This is a genomic window from Mesorhizobium sp. M8A.F.Ca.ET.218.01.1.1, assembly GCF_004791165.1.
Lineage (GTDB): Bacteria > Pseudomonadota > Alphaproteobacteria > Rhizobiales > Rhizobiaceae > Mesorhizobium.
This window is the reverse complement of the sequence record NZ_SRUZ01000002.1, coordinates 638,212-657,767: the sequence shown is the minus strand read 5'-3', so window position 1 is coordinate 657,767 and position 19,556 is coordinate 638,212. Positions and strand designations below refer to the sequence as shown.

The following is a 19,556-nucleotide window of genomic DNA, read 5'->3' as shown; positions in this document are numbered from 1 at the left end:
TCTATGGACAGACTGGGAGACGCGCACGGTGTAGCGGCTCACATCGTCATACTGCACCTACGCCACACACCGGCCGGACCTGATCCGGCTTTATGAGCATTGGGCTTTGTCAGTTGCCCAAGCGTGATGGCTTTCGCGACGCGGCGCGCCTCAGGAACTGAGCCGCGTCCAGGTCGAAACGCGGGAAAGAAAGACAGGAAACAGAATGGCCGATCAATTCGCAACGGACGTCATTGCCCTGATCAAGAAACGCGCCGAGTCGGAGAGCGGTGAGGGAATGCCTGCGTCATTCGTCGGCGAGATAACAATCGCCACGGAACTGGACGCGCTCGGGTTTGATTCGCTGGGTTTGGCGGACGTCCTCTGGGATGTGGAGCAGGCCTACGGCATCAAGATCGACATGAACACGGCCGATGCCTGGTCCAATCTCAAGAATGTCGGCGACGTCGTGGAAGCCGTCCGCGGCTTGCTTGCGAAGGAGGCTTGAATGGACAGGCGCGTCGTTATCACCGGAGTGGGCGGCCTGTGCGGACTGGGCACCGACGCCGCCTCTATGTGGAAAGAGATGCGCGAAGGCCGCTCCGCCATCGGCCCGATCGCCAATTCCGAGCTTCATGACCTGGAGGGCATGACCGGCGCTGAGATCAAGGCGCTGCCCCAGCACGACATCAACCGGGGGCATCTCATCTCCATGGACCGCTTCAGCTTGCTCGCCGTGCTTGCAGCGCGCGAAGCCATGCGGCAGGCCGGACTTTCCTGGGACGAGGGGAATGCCCATCGCTTCGGCGCGACAGTGGGCGTCGGATTTACCGGTTCATACGCAACAGAACAAACTTACCGCTCACTGCTTTTGGGTAGCGCAATCCGTGCTGAACTCTTCACTGGAGTAAAGGTGATGCCCAGCGCCGCTTCCGTCCATCTTAGCTTGAGCCTCGGCTTGCGCGGGCCGGTCTTCGGGGTGACCTCCGCATGTGCCTCGGCCAACCATGCGATCGCCTCGGCGGTGGACCAGATCAAGCTGGGCCGGGCCGACGTAATGGTTTCCGGAGGCAGCGACGCACCCTTCGCATGGGGCGTGCTGAAAGCATNGGAAGCAATGCGCGTGCTTTCACCCGATACCTGCCGGCCCTTCTCCGCCGATAGGAAGGGCCTGGTGCTGGGCGAGGGTGCGGGCATGGCCGTGCTGGAAAGCTACGAGCATGCCACGAGGCGTGGTGCCACAATTCTTGCCGAGATCGCCGGCGTCGGCCTTTCCGCCGATGCCTTCCACATTGCCGCGCCATCTGTCGAGGGGCCAGCGTCGGCGATGCGCGCCTGCCTTGCCGATGCCGGGCTGAATGCCGAGGACGTCGACTACCTCAACGCGCACGGCACCGGTACCAAAAGCAATGATCAGACTGAAACGGCGGCGATCAAGCGTGTGTTTGGAAACCACGCTTATTTGATGTCCATCTCTTCCACCAAGTCCACGCACGCGCATTGCCTCGGCGCAGCGAGCGCGCTTGAAATGATCGCCTGCGTGATGGCAATCCAAGAGGACGTCGTGCCGCCGACCGCCAACTATCGCGAGCCAGATCCCGCTTGCGACCTCGACATCACACCCAATGTGCCGCGCGAGCGCAAGGTGCGCGTCGCCATGAGCAACGCCTTCGCCATGGGCGGTACGAACGCAGTTCTGGCATTCAGGCAGGTGTAGAAGCCATGCAAGACGCCTCATTTGAGGTCACCTGTCGTATCTAGCTGCTTGCCGGACCACTATGTGAAGCGAGCGCTATTGGCTGCCTCTGCGATGCGGGAATTGGCAGCGGACGTCTCACGATCAAACAGGCATCTGCTTGTAGAATTCTTTTAATCGTGAAGCGGCGCGAGTGCGCTATCCGTTGAGGTGAGCAAGGCCGGCGCCCTGGGTGAGCGCTGGTGTCGGGTGGTGGAAAGTACAGGGGGAGCTGTGTGGCCCCCTCTTTCTCGGCCTCGACGATGTGCGAAGGAGCCTGTGCGGCGAACGGGCCGACGCCCCAGGCTCAGAACCTGGGCGAACCTAACTCCCGCCAAAGGACAGCCCAGAGCTGGATACACGAAAGAGATACTGAACCCGCGAATCAGATTCTGATCAATCGTCGTGTCTGAGCTCCGCTCGGCTCTTACGGAGATAATCGCGCGGCCCGGCAACGGCCGCGCGTGCCGCGGGCGTGAGCTTTGCGCTTCGTCAGAAGTGCCTCGAGCGTGACGACGATAATTGACCAGCCATATGGAACGCATTCGCCCAGTTATCCAAAGCGTGGATACCTTTCATCTAAACAAAGGATTTTACCGTTTTTGCTGCAGGTCCCATAGAGGCGCTTCAAGTTGGAAAGATAGGTAGTTCCCATGGTTGCGTTGGATCCGAGGAGCATCATCTGGTGTGCGGGGCGCACAAAGTCAGTCGCATCTGCATTACGGCTTGGTCTTTCGGCGGTCTCCACAAGTTACGCCCCGTTGGTGCGATGCCAATTATTTAACCAATGCTTGGACATTTATCTCAACCAGACAGCTCCAAGGTGAGGTCTTCCATGCGCCCGAATGTCGATTGGAAGTTGTGCTGGGAAAATGAGCTGCAACTGGCCGACCATGTCGAACTCTCCGACTTTTTTCGAAAGACCTATGGACGGACTGGCGCCTTCAACGCGGAGCCATTCGAAGGCGGCCGCAGTTGGGCCGGCGCGAGGCCGGAATTCCGCGCAATCGGCTACGACGCGCATGGGGTAGCGGCTCACATCGGCATGCTGCGGCGCTTCATCAAAGTTGGCGAGGTCGACTTGATCGTCGCTGAATTGGGCCTGTACGCGGTTCGTCCGGATCTTGAAGGGCTCGGAATCGGTTTTTCGATGCGCGTGGCGTACCCAGTGCTCCATCAGTTGGGTGTTCCATTCGCTTTCGGCACGGTTCGGCACGCGCTGCGAAACCATGTCGAAAGATTCTGCAGAGCCGGCCTCGCGAACATTGTGTCGGGCGTTCGCGTACGATCGACCCGTCCAGATGTGCATCCCGACCTGCCGCCCACGCGCCTGGAAGACGTACTCGTGTTGGTTTCGCCGATCGGACGCTCGATGGACGAGTGGCCGTCCGGTACCCTGATCGACCGGAACGGTCCGGAACTATGAAGCCTCTGGACTACATATGCGAAGGGCAGAGTGACAATGCCGATGGCACTGCAGAGCGCAGCGTCTATCTGACGTTTGACGATGGTCCCAATTCATTTTTCACACCGCAGATACTCAATGTGCTGGCGCAACATCAGGTGACGGCGACCTTCTTCGTTGTTGGGGCCTACGCGGCCGACGAGCCGGAACTCGTTCGCCGAATTATTACAGACGGGCACGGTATAGCCAACCACACGATGACTCATCCGGACCTGGCCAAATGCGGGTCCGTCGAAGTCGACTGCCAGATAGTTGAGGCAAACAGAGTCATAGGGATGGCTTGCCCGCAGGCCATGGTTCGGTACTTTCGTGCACCGTATGGCATCTGGACCGAAGAAGTAATCGCTGCATCAGCGGGTGCGGCATTGGCGCCCGTCCATTGGTCCATTGATCCACGCGACTGGTCTCGCCCCGGCGTTGACGCCATCGTCGACAGAGTGCTCGCCGATATCCGGCCGGGCGCAATCGTGCTGTTGCACGACGGGTGCGCTCCCGACGAATTGCAACCAGGCAATCAAGCCAGTCTGCGCGACCAGACGGTGACAGCGTTGTCACGCCTAATTCCAGAATTGCACGGCCGCGGATTTGTAATCCGATCACTTCCTCAACACCCCTGAACAAACAGAGATCCTATGGACCTTCTCACCACAGCCAGTACTGTTGCCGTTTCGTCTTATGCGGTGCTCTCGACTGTTTACAGAGGCATGCAAGCGGTCTACTCCCAACCGGAAAATGTTACGCCGCCGTCGGAAAGCTTGTTCGGATCCGACCGTTGGCCGAGCGTGGATGTCATTATCCCCTGCTACAATGAGGACCCGCGCACACTCGCGGCGTGTTTAGCTTCCATTGCAAATCAAGATTACGCCGGAACATTTCAGGTCTATCTGGTTGACGACGGTTCTGGAAATCGTAATGCCGTCATCCCGGTACATCACGCCTACGAGGGCGACCCGAGATTCAATTTCATTCTGCTCCGCGAGAATGTTGGCAAACGCAAGGCGCAGATCGCCGCCATCCGCCGCTCATCTGGAGATTTCGTGCTCAGCGTCGACTCTGACACGACACTTGCGTCCGACGTCATCACAAAGCTTGCAGTAAAAATGCGGGATTCCATGGTCGGAGCGGCCATGGGCCAGCTGACGGCATACAACCGCAGCGACACTTGGTTGACCCGATTGATCGATATGGAATACTGGCTGGCTTGCAATGAGGAGCGCGCGGCGCAAGGTCGCTTTGGTGCGGTCATGTGCTGCTGCGGCCCATGTGCAATGTACCGCCGGTCTTGTCTCCTTTCTCTGCTGGATCAATACGAGACGCAGCTGTTCAGGGGGAAACCAAGCGACTTCGGTGAAGACCGTCATCTTACGATCCTCATGCTGAAAGCAGGCTTTCGAACCGAGTACGTTCCAGGTGCCGTCGCGGCGACAGTCGTTCCGGACAAGATGGGACCTTATTTGCGCCAACAACTCCGCTGGGCACGAAGCACCTTCCGGGACACGATGCTTGCGCGAGGTCTACTGCGTGGCCTGGATCGCTATCTAACTTTGGATGTGATGGGAGAGAATCTCGGCCCATTGTTGCTCGGCATCGCGGTAGTAACGGCGCTCGGTGAGCTACTATTTTCACATACAGTAAATTGGTGGACGGTGCTGGCTATTGTCACGATGACCATAATCAGATCTACGGTGTTATCTTTCCGCACTCGGCAGCTTCGATTCATCGGCTATTCAATGCACGCGTTAATCAGGATATTCCTGTTGATCCCCTTGAAGGCTTACGCCCTGTGTACATTGAGCAATAGCGATTGGCTGTCGCGTAAAAGTGTTCCCCTGCCCAACAGGAGCACAAAGGAAATCACAAGCGCGATGCCGCTTGCCGGAGCAAATGCTGCGGGCAATTCTGGAATTGCGGAGTCACTTCATACTGCAGATCTTTCGCTCACAGCTGGTGAAGTCTGACGGCCTTGCAGCGCCGAGTGACCGAGTAAGTTGTGTCAGTCGACACGGGGTGAAGCTTTCGAGTTACCTATGGTCAGAACGGGAACTATCTGGAAGCGACACGTGGCATCTTGACGTTATTCTTTGGCGGAAGCGATACACGCGTCGCTCCGGCCGCGACTTTCCAAAGGTGCCATCTCAAGGCGGTGGCCTGCTCTGAACCAGAATTCGCAAGTAAGCTGCCGGTGGCCAATCGGACTCATTCCGCTTGAGATAGACGCATGTCCAATGTAGCAATCGACCTTACCGGCGTAACCAAATTATTCGGAAACAAGCTCGTTGTGGACGGGCTGTCCTTCACCGTTGCATCGGGAGAGTGCTTCGGTCTGCTGGGGCCGAACGGCGCAGGCAAGAGCACGATTGCGCGTATGCTCCTCGGTATGACCCGGCCTGACGCGGGTGATATAACAGTCCTCGGTCTACCAGTGCCGGCACGCAGCCGCTTGGCCCGCAAGGGCATAGGCGTGGTCCCGCAGTTCGACAATCTCGACCTGGAATTTACGGTACGCGAGAACCTGTTGGTGTTCGGGCGCTACTTCGGCATGAGTACAAGAGAGATCAACGCCGTCATCCCACGGCTCCTCGAGTTCGCTCGCCTTGAGAGCAAGGCGGATTCACGTGTCGGCCTGCTATCCGGCGGGATGAAGCGGCGCCTGACGCTGGCACGTGCTCTGATCAACGACCCCCAGTTGCTTGTGATGGATGAGCCCACGACCGGCCTCGACCCGCATGCCCGCCATCTGATCTGGGAGCGACTTCGTTTCCTGCTGGCGAGCGGAAAAACGATCATTTTGACCACCCATTTCATGGAAGAGGCTGAGCGGCTTTGTGATCGGCTGTGTGTTCTCGAGCGGGGACGCAAGATCGCCGAGGGCAGTCCTCATGCGCTGATCGACGAGTACATTGGGTGCAACGTGATCGAGATCTTCGGCGGCAATCCACAGGAGCTGATTTCGCTGATCAGACCGTACGTTCAGCGTGTCGAGGTAAGCGGCGAGACGCTCTTTTGCTATGCGCCTGAGCCGGAGGATGTGCGCATCCAGCTTCGCGGTCGAGCGGGTCTGCGTATTCTAGAGCGTCCACCCAGTCTGGAGGACGTTTTCTTGAGGTTAACCGGACGTGAGATGGAGAAGTGAGCAATGGGTGAACGTTTTGCGGCCGCTCTACCCGCCAACGCCTGGAACTGGATCGCGGTGTGGCGCCGCAATCATCTGGCATGGAAGAAGGTGGCATTTGCTTCAATGCTCGGCACCCTTGCTGATCCGATGATTTACCTTTTCGGGCTCGGCACTGGCCTTGGACTGTTGGTAGGCCGCATCGAAGGTGCATCCTACATCGCCTTTCTGGCAGCCGGCATGGTTGCGACGAGCGCGATGACAGCATCAACCTTCGAAACAATTTACGCGGTTTTCGGTCGAATGCGCGATCAGGGCACTTGGGAAGCAATCCTGCACACACAACTTACCCTCGGCGACATCGTTCTCGGTGAATTGACCTGGGCAGCCACAAAGGCCTTTCTGGCCGGTACGACAATTGCGATTGTTGCCGCCGCGCTAGGTTATGCCGCGTGGACGTCGGTTCTCTACGTGCTGCCGGTCATCGCTCTCACCGGGTTCGCCTTTGCGAGCCTGGCCATGCTCGTCATCGCGCTCGCGCCCAGTTATCACTATTTTATTTTCTATCAGACGCTTGTCATCACACCCATGCTGTTCCTTTCGGGCGCGGTTTTTCCAGTCGGCCAATTGCCAGGAGTGTTTCAGCAGATTGCGGCCTTCTCGCCGCTGGCGAATTCTATCGATCTAATCCGTCCGGTGATGCTCGGCCGCCTGGGCGACAATGTAGGGCTGCATATAGGCGCACTTTGCATGTTCGCTGTATTGCCTTTTTTTCTGTCGGCTGGACTGTTTCATCGACGACTAATGCGTTGACGCTTACCTACGCCCATCAACGAGAAGGAGGTCCGCAATGCCGGATTGCAAACTGCCCCCAGCGGCCCGGAGGCATGCGTGTGCCAGGAATCGCGAGTGGTACAACAACGCCGAAGCCGGGCGCCACCCAGCCGCTGCAGGCACGCGCCCATCTTCGCGACCACACCTCGGAGTACAGGCTGGGTGGTGAGGCGCGCGGACCCACCCGGAGCGTTCAAGCGATAGCAGCCAAGCTTCTTGTGCGCGTCCCCAGACCGTCGCGGCCATTATTTAGTTGGATACACATGCAATGACCCACAACGAACCAACTCCTGAGCCTTTTGTGATCCTTGCTATGCCAAGGACCGGAACACACTATTTAGAAGAATTGCTAAACGAGCATCCGACCGTTCTGAGTAACGGTGAGTTGCTAAACGAATATGATCCCAATTGGCCCAGCACGGATCGCCTGCTAGGCACGGATCGCGAGCTTCTTGAGCTTGCCTATGTGCGCTGCCCTATGCGCGACTACAAGAATGTGACGCATCTTGGCTGCAAGATCAATGAACCTCAGTTTCGCGAGCGTCCAGCATTCTTTGCGGAATTAGCTCGTTGGCCAGCACTCAAGGTCATCCTCGTTGTTCGCCGAAACGTATTGGAATCGCTCCGATCCTTTGTGCAGGCCAGGGAAAGCGGTCAGTGGCTGAAGTTCAGCTCGGACAACGATACCGCTCGGCCACCGAGCGTCAGGTTGTCAATCGCCGACTGTGAGGCTTATTTCAAAGCCGCCGACGATTTTCACGCTCGCGTTATGGACTCCTTCACGTCGACCAACCTGCTTGTAATGGAATACGAGAGCCTACTTCACGAACCTGCCCAATGCTTGGGAGCGGTTTGGGATTTCCTGGGCGTTCCAGCGCTTGAGCCATCAGATAACGCCATCTTGCAGCGCCAGGAAACGCGACCGCTTGATCAAACGGTGGAGAACTTTGACGAGTTGCGGATTCACTTCGCACGCGGACCTTATTCAAGATTTTTTGACCTCGGAGATTCAATGCGCTCCTACGCTTAATCGCTTGTACCGCGTGCTCTGATGGGCGTGTAGGATATCCTGCAGTTTGCGCGCATTCCGTTCCAAAACTGACAAACCAAAGTCACCAAGGCAACCGGCAGTCGATCTGCGGCGAACATCAAAGGGCACGGGCGCAAGGCGACCTGGTCAATTCCCTCTCTGATGAAGCACTTCCTCAGACGCGATCTTTGGCGAGCCTCGAGTGCAGAATTCCGGCAAGGTGGAGGGTTCCAGTGCGCAACTGCACCAATCTCGCTGGACGGGACAGGCGTCCAGTTGGCACGGCGCTTGCTCCGAGATGACAGCAGCGCTCGACCGGAGCGCAGCATGGGAGAAGGAGGAGCCCCCACCCCGATCCGGTCAGGGAGAGAGAAACGATGTTGGTTCCAAGAGTCCCCCGCGCGATCGCAGCGCCCCGCAAGCGCCATTTTGCCCGGACCTACGTGCAGGTACTTGCCGCCATGGTCCTTGGAGCCGCAATTGGCTACCTCTATCCGGAAACCGGCCAAAGCCTGAAGCCGCTCGGCGATGCCTTCATCAAAGTCATCAAGATGATTATCGCACCTGTCATCTTCCTGACAATTGCGACCGGCATTGCCGGCATGAGCGATCTGCAGAAGGTCGGCCGAGTTGCCGCCAAGGCGATGGTTTATTTCCTTACCTTCTCGACGCTTGCACTCGTTGTCGGGCTGATTGTCGCGAATATCGTTCAGCCTGGCGCCGGCCTCAACATCGATCCGGCCTCGCTCGATGTCGAAGCCGTTAAGGGCTATGTGGCCACGGCTCACGAGCAGTCCGTGACCAGCTTCCTGATGAACATCATCCCGTCAACGATTGCCAGTGCCTTCGCGGAAGGCGACATCCTGCAAGTCTTGTTCTTCTCGGTCTTGTTCGGCATTGCTCTGGCGATGACCGGAGAGACGAGCAGGCCGGTCGTTACCTTTCTCCAGGCGCTCACCGCCCCCATTTTTAAGCTCGTCGGCATTCTGATGAAGGCTGCACCCATCGGCGCCTTCGGCGCTATGGCCTTTACGATCGGCAAATACGGAATCGGTTCGGTGGCCAACCTCGCGATACTGGTCGCGACGTTCTATCTGACCGCCTTCCTCTTCGTGTTCGGGGTTCTCGGCGTGGTCTGCCGCTGCAACGGCTTCTCGATCTTTTCTCTTGTCCGCTACATCAAGGACGAGCTGCTGCTTGTCCTGGCAACGTCCTCCTCGGAGGCCGCGCTGCCCTCGCTCATGGAGAAGATGGAGAAGGCCGGCGCCGCGCGTTCGGTCGTAAGTCTCGTCATCCCTACTGGATACTCATTCAATCTGGACGGCACCAATATCTACATGACGATCGCCGCCCTCTTCATCGCGCAGGCGACGAACACAGATTTGTCAATTGCCGATCAGATCCTCCTGCTGCTAATTGCGATGCTTTCCTCGAAGGGTGCGGCAGGCGTCACCGGCGCCGGCTTCATCACATTGGCCGCTACTCTGTCTGTCGTGCCGAGTGTTCCCGTTGCCGGAATGGCTCTAATTCTTGGCGTGGACCGCTTCATGTCGGAATGCCGCGCGCTGACGAATTTAGTCGGTAATGCGGTGGCATCGCTCGTTGTCGCTCGCTGGGAAGGCGAATTGGACCAGTCCCGGATGGAAGCCGCTTTCCGCGGTTAGGGTTACATCAAACGGGCTCCCCGCAAGCAAGCAATAGCGCGACGTGTAAGTCACGGCCTTCACAGCAGTCGAATTGCCGGCCTCCAAAGAGCGCTGGAAATAGTGTACTAACGCGGAGAGTAATACAACACCATGAAGCCCCTAAGCAAACGAACGGTTCACGGAAACTCATCTGGGTCCGCATGGAGCGCTGTTCGTCGAATGCGTTATCAACCGTGGGGTGTGGTAACTATTTCAGCTTGCCGCCCCAAGCCGTCGCGGGATCGCACCGGATGACGGAGGACCGGCCGATCAGAATCGCTAGGGGAAAGCGCGTCACAATTGCCGATCTCGCCCGCGAAGCCGGAGTCAGCGTAGCAACAGTCGATCGGGTTCTGAACGTCCGCCTTCCGGTGCGAGAGGAGACCGCCCAGCGGGTCCATGCGGCCGCGCACGCGATCGGCTATCATGCTGCCGGTCTCATCAAACAGCGCTTGCAGCAGCACCTGCCGCACTACAAGCTGGGCTTCATCTTGAGAAAACCTGCCCACGATTTTTACCAAGATTTCGCTCGCAATATTGAAGAGTCGGTCAGTATGGCTAAATCCTTCCACGGCCTTCCGATCATCGAGTTCGCGCAGTCACATTTGCCGCGTGACCTGCTCCCGCTTCTTAAGGACCTTGGAAGCCGCTGCCAGGCGATCGCCATGGTGGCGGCCGATCACCCGAAAATCACAGCATCAGTCGAGGAGCTCAAGGCGAAAGGTATCCCGGTATTTTCGCTGTTATCCGACTTCGCCGATGGCGTGCGCGAGGGCTACATCGGCCTCAACAACAGCAAGGTCGGACGGACTGCCGCTTGGGTGTTTTCCAAGGCCGCAAAACGGCCCGGCAAGGTGGCGGTGTTTGTCGGAAGCCATCGCTTCCAGGCGCATGCGACGCGGGAAACGGCCTTTCGTGCCTATTTTCGTGAGAACGCGCCCAAATTCGAGGTGCTTGATCCGCTCGTGAACCTTGATGAACGGCAGCTCACTTACGAAAAATTGCTGGATCTTATGCAGCGGGAACCAGAGCTCGTCGGCTTCTATATGGCCGGCGGGGGTATAGAGGGAGCAATTTCCGCGCTCCGAGAAGAGGGGAGCGGTCAGGATCTCGTCGCGATCGTGAGTGAAATGACGCCGCAGTCACGTGGGGCGCTTGCGGATGACATCTTGACGATGGCGGTCGGCACGCCAATGCGCCGACTTTGCCAGGAGCTGATAATGGCAATGGAGCGGGCCATCAAAGCCGGCGTCGCGGAGAGCCCGGGGCAGACATTTCTGCCGTTCGACATTTATCTTCCGGAAAATATTTGACCTTGATGGATTTCTATCATGAGCGCCCATTTTCCTTTCACCGATGAAAGGAAAGCTCGATTGACTCGGCCGTCTCTGTCCGATCTGTGAACCGGCGTGGTTCCGTCTTGAAAGAAGCCGGATGCCGAAATGGCAGCCGCGCTTCATGGAAGGAAAGTCAAGCAATGCGCCAGGTATCGCCCCGCTTTGCACTCGATCACATGGCGGCGCCCCGCCTTGACGTCAGTGCGCTTTTCGCGCTTGCCCGTGACCAAGGCCTGACCGACGTCCAAATCCGTTACCCTCATTTCAGCAATCCTGTCGCACGCGGCATTCCGGCTGCGGACGTTCGGTTTGCCGCTACCGAAGCGGGCGTCACGATCATCTCTGTCAACGCCTTGCAGCGGTTCAACGACTGGACTCCAACGCGTCAGGCCGAGGCAAGCAACCTCGCCGATTATGCGACGGCGTGCGGGGCAGAGACGCTCGTGTTGGTGCCGGCCAACCGCAGCTCGTGGCCCACCAATAGCGAGCGCCAGGACAATCTTCGTTTCGCTCTAAACGAGATCAAGCCAATCCTCCAGTCGCGGGGTCTGATCGGTCTCATCGAGCCGCTGGGTTTCCGAACCTGCTCGCTTCGATCAAAGAAGGAAGCGGCCGAGGCCGTTGCCGCGGTTGATGGCCAGTCCGTCTTTCGCCTCGTGCACGACACGTTCCACCACACCCTGGCCGGGGAGACATGCCTGTTCTGCGAGCTTACCGGCCTGGTGCACATTTCAAGCGTAAACGACCCGACCTTCTGGATTTACCCCGATCGCTTTCTTGCAGGTTCCGACAATGGCAGCCAGATTCAGGCGCTGCTGGATGGCGGCTACGCGGGACCTTTCTCGTTCGAGCTGATCGAGGAAGTCCATTCTCTGGACGATCTCGCAGGCGCACTTGCCGCCAGCATCGACTTTATCCGGCGAGGGCTATTGTCGTCAAAGTAGATGGTGACAGGTGTAGTGACTATAGGTGCGCCTGAATTTTCCGAGGGTTCACAGCGGGGCAGCCATCCGAGATGCCTCCTGTATCATTATCTCCCGCATCCAGATGCTTGCCGGATCGCTATTGTGGAGGGCCGGCCATTGGAGGGTCTCGGTGAATGTGGGAAATGGCAGCGGAAGTTCGATAACCCGCAGGGGGAACGTTTTTTCGAAATGCCTGACCAGCCGTAAGGGCATGGTCGCTATACGAGCTGTGCCGGACACCATAGGTGGAATCATGCTGAAGCCCTGCACGGCGACCTCGACACGTCTCTTAAGGCCATGCTCAAGCAAAAACCATTCCTCGATAGACGGCTTCATCGTACGCCCGAACCTGACCGCGACGTGCCTCATCGACATGTATCTCTCGAATGTAAGCTGCTGTGGCAGCTGCTTGTTTGTGGGACAGCCTACGCACACGAGCTTCTCGTCAAACAGCGCAATGCTTGAATGCACACTCGACGTGAACATATCCGGTAGAATTAGAAAATCGACGTCACCGCGCCGGAGAAGCTCATCGGGGCTATCGTCGACAGGCAGCAGTTCGAAGCTGACGGCGGGGGCTTCCCGTGAAATACGCTCCACAAGCTTTTCGAAAAACACGAGCGTGACGAAATCGGAAAGAATGATCCTGAAGAGGCGATCGGCTCGAGCTGGGTCAAACGGATCCGAAGAAATAATCGAGCACTGGATGTGCTGGAGAGCGTCGCGAACTGCGGGGGCAAATGCTGCCGCACGCGGGGTTAGAAATCGTTCGCGACCTCTTATCGTAAACAGTTCATCGCGGAAATAATCGCGCAGTCGGGCGACGGCCGCACTCATGGCGGGCTGACTCAGGTTGATCCTGCGTGCCGCCGCCGAGAGATTACGCTCCGTCAGGAGTGCGTCGAGCACAACGAGGAGATTTAGATCAAGTCCTTTGAAACGCATGTCATCAGCCATCCATGGGATGGATGCCTTTAACCGAAACAAACGACTTTAACAATTTAGCATTCTTGCAATCTTTTGTCGCAAAAAGTTTATGATGGATGACGTTAAGGTCCGACATATGAGCCGCGTGATCTGCCGAAGCGAGCAATCGTTCGTACTGTGCAGGTCAGAGATTGGCAGTTTGAAACGCCGGGCCGATGGCGCCGGGCTATCAACCAGCGTCTTCGGCGGCCCCGACCTAGCTGGGCGTGGAATCTAATAGGGTGCACCTTTCCAGTCCGAGGCGACTGATGGGCGGTTTGATCCTAAGCTGCCGTGAGGCCTGTGCCAATTGTATCGGCGAGCCAATGCAGTAGTCCGGCAGCGTTTTTGAGAGCTGTTGTAGGCTCGGCCTAAGCCCATTGGCGCAAGCCTATCTGAACGAAGCGCTTGGCCTTGCCGCTATCCGGTATGTGATCTGTGGTGTCTTCTCGTCCTGCTGTTCTTGTTTTGGAACGCCCTTATGGTGAGCCCATCCGGGACGTGGGGCACCGGGAGCACAAAGGTGCAGGCAGGCCGTCAATAGACCGTGGGCTGAGAGCCCGAGCTCGTTACATGGCCGCCCCTGGCGACTTTCCCGGATGCGCTGCGAGCGCGGATCAGTAGATGTCGTGTTGCCCGCCAGCTCCCGTCTTTGACCGAGCCAAGAAGGAGGAACGGGCATGCTTATCATCGGACTGGATATTCACCGCGCCTTCGCCGAAGCAGTGGCATGGGAGGAGGGCAGGCTCAGGCGACTCGGCCGCGTCGACATGCGGCGCGATCTGCTGGCGGCGTTCGCCGCGAAGCTGTCGCCGAACGATGTCGGGGTGATCGAGGCCACCGGCAGCGCGACGTCCGCTGCAGCTGTGATTGCGCCGCATGTGAAGAAGGTGGGGATCGCCAAGCCGAAACAGGTGTTTATCGTTGCCTATGCCAAGATCAAAACGACGATCGACGCCGACGTTCTTGCGCAGCTCTATGCCAGCGGCTTCTTGCCAGAAGTCTGGATTGCGGACGAGCCGACGCAGGCTCTGCGTCGACAGGTGACACGGCGCAATCAGATTGTCCGACAGAGATCTCGATTGAAGAGCGTCATCCAGTCGATCCTTCATAGCCACCTGATCCGTCCTGCCCGCATGCCGACCTGTGCGGCGCCAAGGGTCGGACCTGGTAATCGAGCAGGTCGTACCGCAGGACGAGCGCCTCGCGATCGATGGGCATCTGCGCGAGTTCGACCGATTGGGCGAAGACCTCCAGGTCATCGAACGCGATCTTGTCCGCTCGGCTCTCGAGGATGAAGGCGTGAAGCGGCTGATGACCATTCCCGGCGTCGACATCACCGTCGCGCTGGCGATGAAGGGCGGCGATCGGCGACGTGTCGCGCTTCGACGATCCGCAGAAGCTCGTGACCTATCTCGGGTTGAACCCAAGCGTCCAGCAGTCCGGCCAGGTCCGGCCTACCATGGGCGGATCACCAAGCAGGGCCGTGGTCATGCGCGCGGCATGCTCGTCGAGGCGGCCTGGGCGGCCGCTCGTGCTCCCGGACCGTTGCGAGCCTTCTCCCTGCGGCGTGCGAGCCCGGCGCGGACAGCATGTCGCGGCCGTGGCAACCGCACGCAAACTCTCTGTCGTGATCTGTCATCTGTTGAGAAGGGCGAGAGTTACGCGTAGGCTCGACCCTCCCTGCATGCCAAGAAGCTTGCGCGATGTGGAACTCAAGGCCGGGAGCAAGGCTGTGCGCGGCCAAAAGGGAGCGCACGCCTACAACATAAAGAGCCACCGGGAAGAAGAGCGCCGCTGGGTGGAGCAGGCCGAGGGCGCCTATGCACGCCTCGTCGCCGGTTGGAACCCACGAGGTCCGAAGAGGGTAGGCACGGATGCCGCAAACCGGGCGCCCAGCTTGGCATAAGGGCTACGTGGCCTCAGGAAGCGTCGTCGCCAATGCAGACCATGGACGAATTCCCAGCCGATGCCGAGATGCCGGTCGACCGTGCCTGTCGCCGTCCGGTGATGCGATGCCCCCGAGCGGATGAGTTCGCCCCGGATGCTCCCGGTCACGACGCACGGGTTCGGGTTCCAAGGCGCTCAGTTTTGTTCGCGCCCAATCGGTGTAGGACGCGGCAGAAAATACGAGCGTGACGAAATCGGGAAGAATGATCCTGAAGCGGCGATTCGGTAGAGCCGGGTCAAACTATCCGACGAAATAAACGAGCACTGGATGGGCGGGAGAGCGTCGCGAACTGGAGGGCAAGAGCTCCCGGACGCAGCGTTAAGTTTGAATACCTCCGCGGACATGGTCGCGAGCTTATCGCGCAAATAATCGAGCAGCCGAGCGCCGGCCGCACTCATGACCGGCTGGGCTCGGTTAATCCTGCATGCCGCGCCCATGAGGTTGCGCTCTGTCGGGAGTGCGTCGAGCACAACGACGAGATGTAGTTCACGATCTTTGAAACGCGTGGTCAACTATCCAAAGTGTGGATGCCTTTCATCGAAACAAACGATTTCATCAATGTTCTGGAATCCTGCATGGGCAGAAGCACCTGACGCACACCGATGCCCCCACTGCCTCATGGCGTGGCGAGCGTCTTAAGAAACCGCCCGAAAGGAGATTTTTCATGCGCTCTACCGGGCAGTGGAGTGCTGGGAAAGGGAGTTGCAACTGACCGGGTCCGACTTCTTCCGAGCCTATGGACAGACTGGGAGACGCGCACGGTGTAGCGGCTCACATCGTCATACTGCACCTACGCCACACACCGGCCGGACCTGATCCGGCTTTATGAGCATTGGGCTTTGTCAGTTGCCCAAGCGTGATGGCTTTCGCGACGCGGCGCGCCTCAGGAACTGAGCCGCGTCCAGGTCGAAACGCGGGAAAGAAAGACAGGAAACAGAATGGCCGATCAATTCGCAACGGACGTCATTGCCCTGATCAAGAAACGCGCCGAGTCGGAGAGCGGTGAGGGAATGCCTACGTCATTCGTCGGCGAGATAACAATCGCCACGGAACTGGACGCGCTCGGGTTTGATTCGCTGGGTTTGGCGGACGTCCTCTGGGATGTGGAGCAGGCCTACGGCATCAAGATCGACATGAACACGGCCGATGCCTGGTCCAATCTCAAGAATGTCGGCGACGTCGTGGAAGCCGTCCGCGGCTTGCTTGCGAAGGAGGCTTGAATGGACAGGCGCGTCGTTATCACCGGAGTGGGCGGCCTGTGCGGACTGGGCACCGACGCCGCCTCTATGTGGAAAGAGATGCGCGAAGGCCGCTCCGCCATCGGCCCGATCGCCAATTCCGAGCTTCATGACCTGGAGGGCATGACCGGCGCTGAGATCAAGGCGCTGCCCCAGCACGACATCAACCGGGGGCATCTCATCTCCATGGACCGCTTCAGCTTGCTCGCCGTGCTTGCAGCGCGCGAAGCCATGCGGCAGGCCGGACTTTCCTGGGACGAGGGGAATGCCCATCGCTTCGGCGCGACAGTGGGCGTCGGATTTACCGGTTCATACGCAACAGAACAAACTTACCGCTCACTGCTTTTGGGTAGCGCAATCCGTGCTGAACTCTTCACTGGAGTAAAGGTGATGCCCAGCGCCGCTTCCGTCCATCTTAGCTTGAGCCTCGGCTTGCGCGGGCCGGTCTTCGGGGTGACCTCCGCATGTGCCTCGGCCAACCATGCGATCGCCTCGGCGGTGGACCAGATCAAGCTGGGCCGGGCCGACGTAATGGTTTCCGGAGGCAGCGACGCACCCTTCGCATGGGGCGTGCTGAAAGCATGGGAAGCAATGCGCGTGCTTTCACCCGATACCTGCCGGCCCTTCTCCGCCGATAGGAAGGGCCTGGTGCTGGGCGAGGGTGCGGGCATGGCCGTGCTGGAAAGCTACGAGCATGCCACGAGGCGTGGTGCCACAATTCTTGCCGAGATCGCCGGCGTCGGCCTTTCCGCCGATGCCTTCCACATTGCCGCGCCATCTGTCGAGGGGCCAGCGTCGGCGATGCGCGCCTGCCTTGCCGATGCCGGGCTGAATGCCGAGGACGTCGACTACCTCAACGCGCACGGCACCGGTACCAAAAGCAATGATCAGACTGAAACGGCGGCGATCAAGCGTGTGTTTGGAAACCACGCTTATTCGATGTCCATCTCTTCCACCAAGTCCACGCACGCGCATTGCCTCGGCGCAGCGAGCGCGCTTGAAATGATCGCCTGCGTGATGGCAATCCAAGAGGACGTCGTGCCGCCGACCGCCAACTATCGCGAGCCAGATCCCGCTTGCGACCTCGACATCACACCCAATGTGCCGCGCGAGCGCAAGGTGCGCGTCGCCATGAGCAACGCCTTCGCCATGGGCGGTACGAACGCAGTTCTGGCATTCAGGCAGGTGTAGAAGCCATGCAAGACGCCTCATTTGAGGTCACCTGTCGTATCTAGCTGCTTGAGGGGCGGGGCATTGTGATACAGGGAGAGCTGTGGGGTCCCTCCTTCTCGGCCTCGACGATGTGGAAGGAGCCTGTGCGGCGAAACGGGCTAGACGCCCCCAGGCCCAGAACTTGGGCGAAACCAACTCCCACCAAAGGACAGCCGGTTTAGTAGCCGAACAATGAAACCTCGCTCGACGAGCCGCCGTCTCTACTGTCTCCGGCCTCACGCGGTTGAAGCGAACAGCGCAGCAGCTACTGTTCCGCACAACTCGGATGGCAATTGGGACAAGTCCGCACATGTCGTCACGTACGCTGAACGCCGCAGGTACAGCCAAACTGGGGCGGGGCGTTTCTGCCGTTTTGATAGAATTCTATCAAACTGACAATTTTCCTTGCATAAATGCAAGGAGAGCTCGGTTGACTCCCCTCCTTTCTTGTCAAGGATGAGTTTGCAGGCTGCGGTGCGGCAGAAGCCGGACAGAACAGCGACCGGTCGAGTAAAGGCCTGCGCAAACCGCATATTGCGAGCGCCCGCGCGGAGGAAGACGCTCGTCCTGGTGAAAGGCAACGATGCTCAGGCGCCATTGCCATTTGCCGAGGGCGTCCGCGCGCCGAAAATTTCGAAGCAACAAAGGTGAGATCGAGAATGATGATGACGAAATACAACACAGCTCACCGTCCAGTGCAGTTCTACCGGCGGGTGGCGGAGTGGGATGGGCTGCCAAATGGAACGTAAAAAGATCAGCAAGGAGATGCTTGGCGATAGTCAGGCGCTGCGCAAGCTGCGTGAGCACCTTGTCAAGGTGGCCAAGGCGAAGACTACGGTCCTGTTGCGAGGTGAATCCGGAACCGGTAAGGAGCTGGTTGCCAAAGCCATTCACGAGCTCTCGCCTCGCGCCAAGCAGCCCTTCATCAAGGTCAATTGCGCGGCGCTCACCGAGACGCTTCTGGAATCTGACTTGTTCGGTCATGAGAAGGGTGCCTTCACCGACGCGAGCAGTTTGCGCAAGGGGCGCTTTGAGGCTGCCGACAAAGGCACATTGTTTCTGGACGAGATTGGCGAAATATCAGGTTCGTTCCAGGCTAAGCTGCTGCGTGTCCTGCAGGAGCAGGAGTTTGAGCGCGTCGGCAGCAACCACACCATTAAAGTTGATGTTCGCGTGATTGCCGCAACGAACAGGGACTTGGAAACGGCAGTTCAACGCAAGGAGTTCCGGCAAGACCTCTATTATCGCATCAACGTCGTCACTTTACGCGTGCCGGCATTGCGCGAAAGGCGAGGTGATATTCCGCTCTTGGCCGCTCAGTTTCTCAAGAATTTCAATACTGAGAATGATCACACGCTGACCTTCGCTCCCGAAGCGATTGAGGTGCTAATGAACTGCGAATTTCCAGGCAACATCCGAGAGCTCGAAAACTGCGTTCAACGGACGGCAGTTCTGGCGACGGGTCCATCAATCCTCAGAACTGACTTTGCCTGTTACGCGGATCAGTGCTTGGCCGCGGCGCTGTGGAAGAACGGACCGCCGACGTCAGAGAAGTCGACTACGATCCAGCCTTCCGCCGCCTGTGCCGCCCCGCCCGTCGGCGACGGGCAAGCGCCGATAGGCCCTGCCACGAGTCGTGGTAGGGTGCCCGATGCCGATACGGTCATTGCTGCCATGGAAAAGTGTGGCTGGGTGCAGGCAAAGGCGGCGCGCCTGCTCGGTTTGACCCCGCGCCAGATCGGCTACGTGCTGAGAAAACGCGGTATCGAGATCAAGCGTCTCTGAAACAACCCGCCGAGCAAGAGCTGGAGCAGGTCAAGCATTGGTGCTCTGGCGAGCCCATCGGCCAGGCTTACGAAGTGGGTGTGAACAGCGCTGCCAAGATTCCGGCCGTGTGCTTTCTACCACGTAGTCATACTGGGGCTCTGCGACTGACAAACTAAAAAGGAGTAATCCTATGGCTAGTAACTTCGCTCTACACCGCAAGGCAAATCAATTCGACGTGCCTGGATCCAGAAATAATCGATGTATTATTGGTGACACGCCA

The 19,556-nt window shown here is 58.6% G+C and carries 15 protein-coding genes and 2 pseudogenes; 16 read left to right on the top strand and 1 reads right to left on the bottom strand.

Features of this window, described 5'->3' with window-relative positions; all coding sequences use genetic code 11:
- Nucleotides 1-205: 205 nt before the first annotated feature.
- From EN861_RS09490 to EN861_RS09440, 11 genes are all read left to right on the top strand, one after another.
- A complete protein-coding gene (locus tag EN861_RS09490; RefSeq protein WP_029356603.1) occupies nt 206-487 on the top strand; it encodes an acyl carrier protein in 282 nt (93 codons plus the stop codon).
- On the top strand, nt 488-1,696 hold the full coding sequence (locus tag EN861_RS09485; protein WP_135928190.1) for a beta-ketoacyl-[acyl-carrier-protein] synthase family protein: 1,209 nt from the start codon (nt 488-490) through the stop codon (nt 1,694-1,696). It abuts the gene before it with no gap.
- A gap of 853 nt (nt 1,697-2,549) precedes the next feature.
- Nucleotides 2,550-3,140, top strand: a complete 591-nt coding sequence (locus EN861_RS09480) for a NodA family N-acyltransferase (RefSeq protein WP_024505875.1) — start codon at nt 2,550-2,552, stop codon at nt 3,138-3,140.
- On the top strand, nt 3,137-3,796 hold the full coding sequence (gene nodB / locus EN861_RS09475) for a chitooligosaccharide deacetylase NodB (RefSeq protein ID WP_126057632.1): 660 nt from the start codon (nt 3,137-3,139) through the stop codon (nt 3,794-3,796). Before EN861_RS09480 ends, nodB begins: the two co-directional genes overlap by 4 nt.
- Before the next feature lie 15 nt (nt 3,797-3,811).
- A complete protein-coding gene (gene nodC / locus EN861_RS09470; RefSeq protein WP_032899868.1) occupies nt 3,812-5,137 on the top strand; it encodes a chitooligosaccharide synthase NodC in 1,326 nt (441 codons plus the stop codon).
- Nucleotides 5,138-5,397: 260 nt separating this feature from the next.
- Nucleotides 5,398-6,312 carry a nodulation factor ABC transporter ATP-binding protein NodI gene (gene nodI, locus EN861_RS09465; RefSeq protein WP_024505873.1) on the top strand — a complete coding sequence of 305 codons (915 nt, stop codon included), beginning with the start codon at nt 5,398-5,400 and terminating at the stop codon, nt 6,310-6,312.
- Between the two features lie 3 nt (nt 6,313-6,315).
- Entirely contained in the window at nt 6,316-7,104 is a 789-nt protein-coding gene (locus EN861_RS09460; protein ID WP_029356621.1) for an ABC transporter permease, read from the top strand.
- A gap of 289 nt (nt 7,105-7,393) precedes the next feature.
- Complete coding sequence (locus tag EN861_RS09455; RefSeq protein WP_024505871.1) at nt 7,394-8,155, top strand: sulfotransferase; 762 nt, start codon at nt 7,394-7,396, stop codon at nt 8,153-8,155.
- A gap of 377 nt (nt 8,156-8,532) precedes the next feature.
- Nucleotides 8,533-9,819, top strand: a complete 1,287-nt coding sequence (locus EN861_RS09450; protein ID WP_126063813.1) for a dicarboxylate/amino acid:cation symporter — start codon at nt 8,533-8,535, stop codon at nt 9,817-9,819.
- A gap of 272 nt (nt 9,820-10,091) precedes the next feature.
- Nucleotides 10,092-11,153, top strand: coding sequence for a LacI family DNA-binding transcriptional regulator (locus tag EN861_RS09445; RefSeq protein WP_024505889.1), 1,062 nt, complete (start codon nt 10,092-10,094; stop codon nt 11,151-11,153).
- A 164-nt stretch (nt 11,154-11,317) separates the two neighbouring features.
- Nucleotides 11,318-12,121, top strand: a complete 804-nt coding sequence (locus EN861_RS09440; RefSeq protein WP_024505888.1) for a TIM barrel protein — start codon at nt 11,318-11,320, stop codon at nt 12,119-12,121.
- Nucleotides 12,122-12,169: 48 nt separating this feature from the next.
- On the opposite strand, the gene EN861_RS09435 is transcribed toward EN861_RS09440, so the two are convergent.
- A complete protein-coding gene (locus tag EN861_RS09435; protein WP_024505887.1) occupies nt 12,170-13,087 on the bottom strand; it encodes a LysR family transcriptional regulator in 918 nt (305 codons plus the stop codon).
- Nucleotides 13,088-13,788: 701 nt separating this feature from the next.
- On the opposite strand from EN861_RS09435, the pseudogene EN861_RS36770 reads away from it, so the two are divergent.
- The 5 genes and pseudogenes from EN861_RS36770 to nifA all read left to right on the top strand — a co-directional run.
- A pseudogene (locus tag EN861_RS36770) lies at nt 13,789-14,163 on the top strand (IS110 family transposase); the annotation flags it as partial.
- Nucleotides 14,164-14,254: 91 nt separating this feature from the next.
- Nucleotides 14,255-14,779, top strand: a complete 525-nt coding sequence (locus tag EN861_RS36765) for a transposase (RefSeq protein WP_245265439.1) — start codon at nt 14,255-14,257, stop codon at nt 14,777-14,779.
- 1,218 nt (nt 14,780-15,997) lie between these two features.
- Entirely contained in the window at nt 15,998-16,279 is a 282-nt protein-coding gene (locus EN861_RS09425) for an acyl carrier protein (RefSeq protein ID WP_126057635.1), read from the top strand.
- Nucleotides 16,280-17,488, top strand: coding sequence for a beta-ketoacyl-[acyl-carrier-protein] synthase family protein (locus EN861_RS09420; protein WP_127231680.1), 1,209 nt, complete (start codon nt 16,280-16,282; stop codon nt 17,486-17,488).
- Between the two features lie 762 nt (nt 17,489-18,250).
- Nucleotides 18,251-19,294 (top strand): annotated as a pseudogene (gene nifA / locus EN861_RS09415) (nif-specific transcriptional activator NifA); the annotation flags it as partial.
- Between the last annotated feature and the right edge of the window lie 262 nt (nt 19,295-19,556).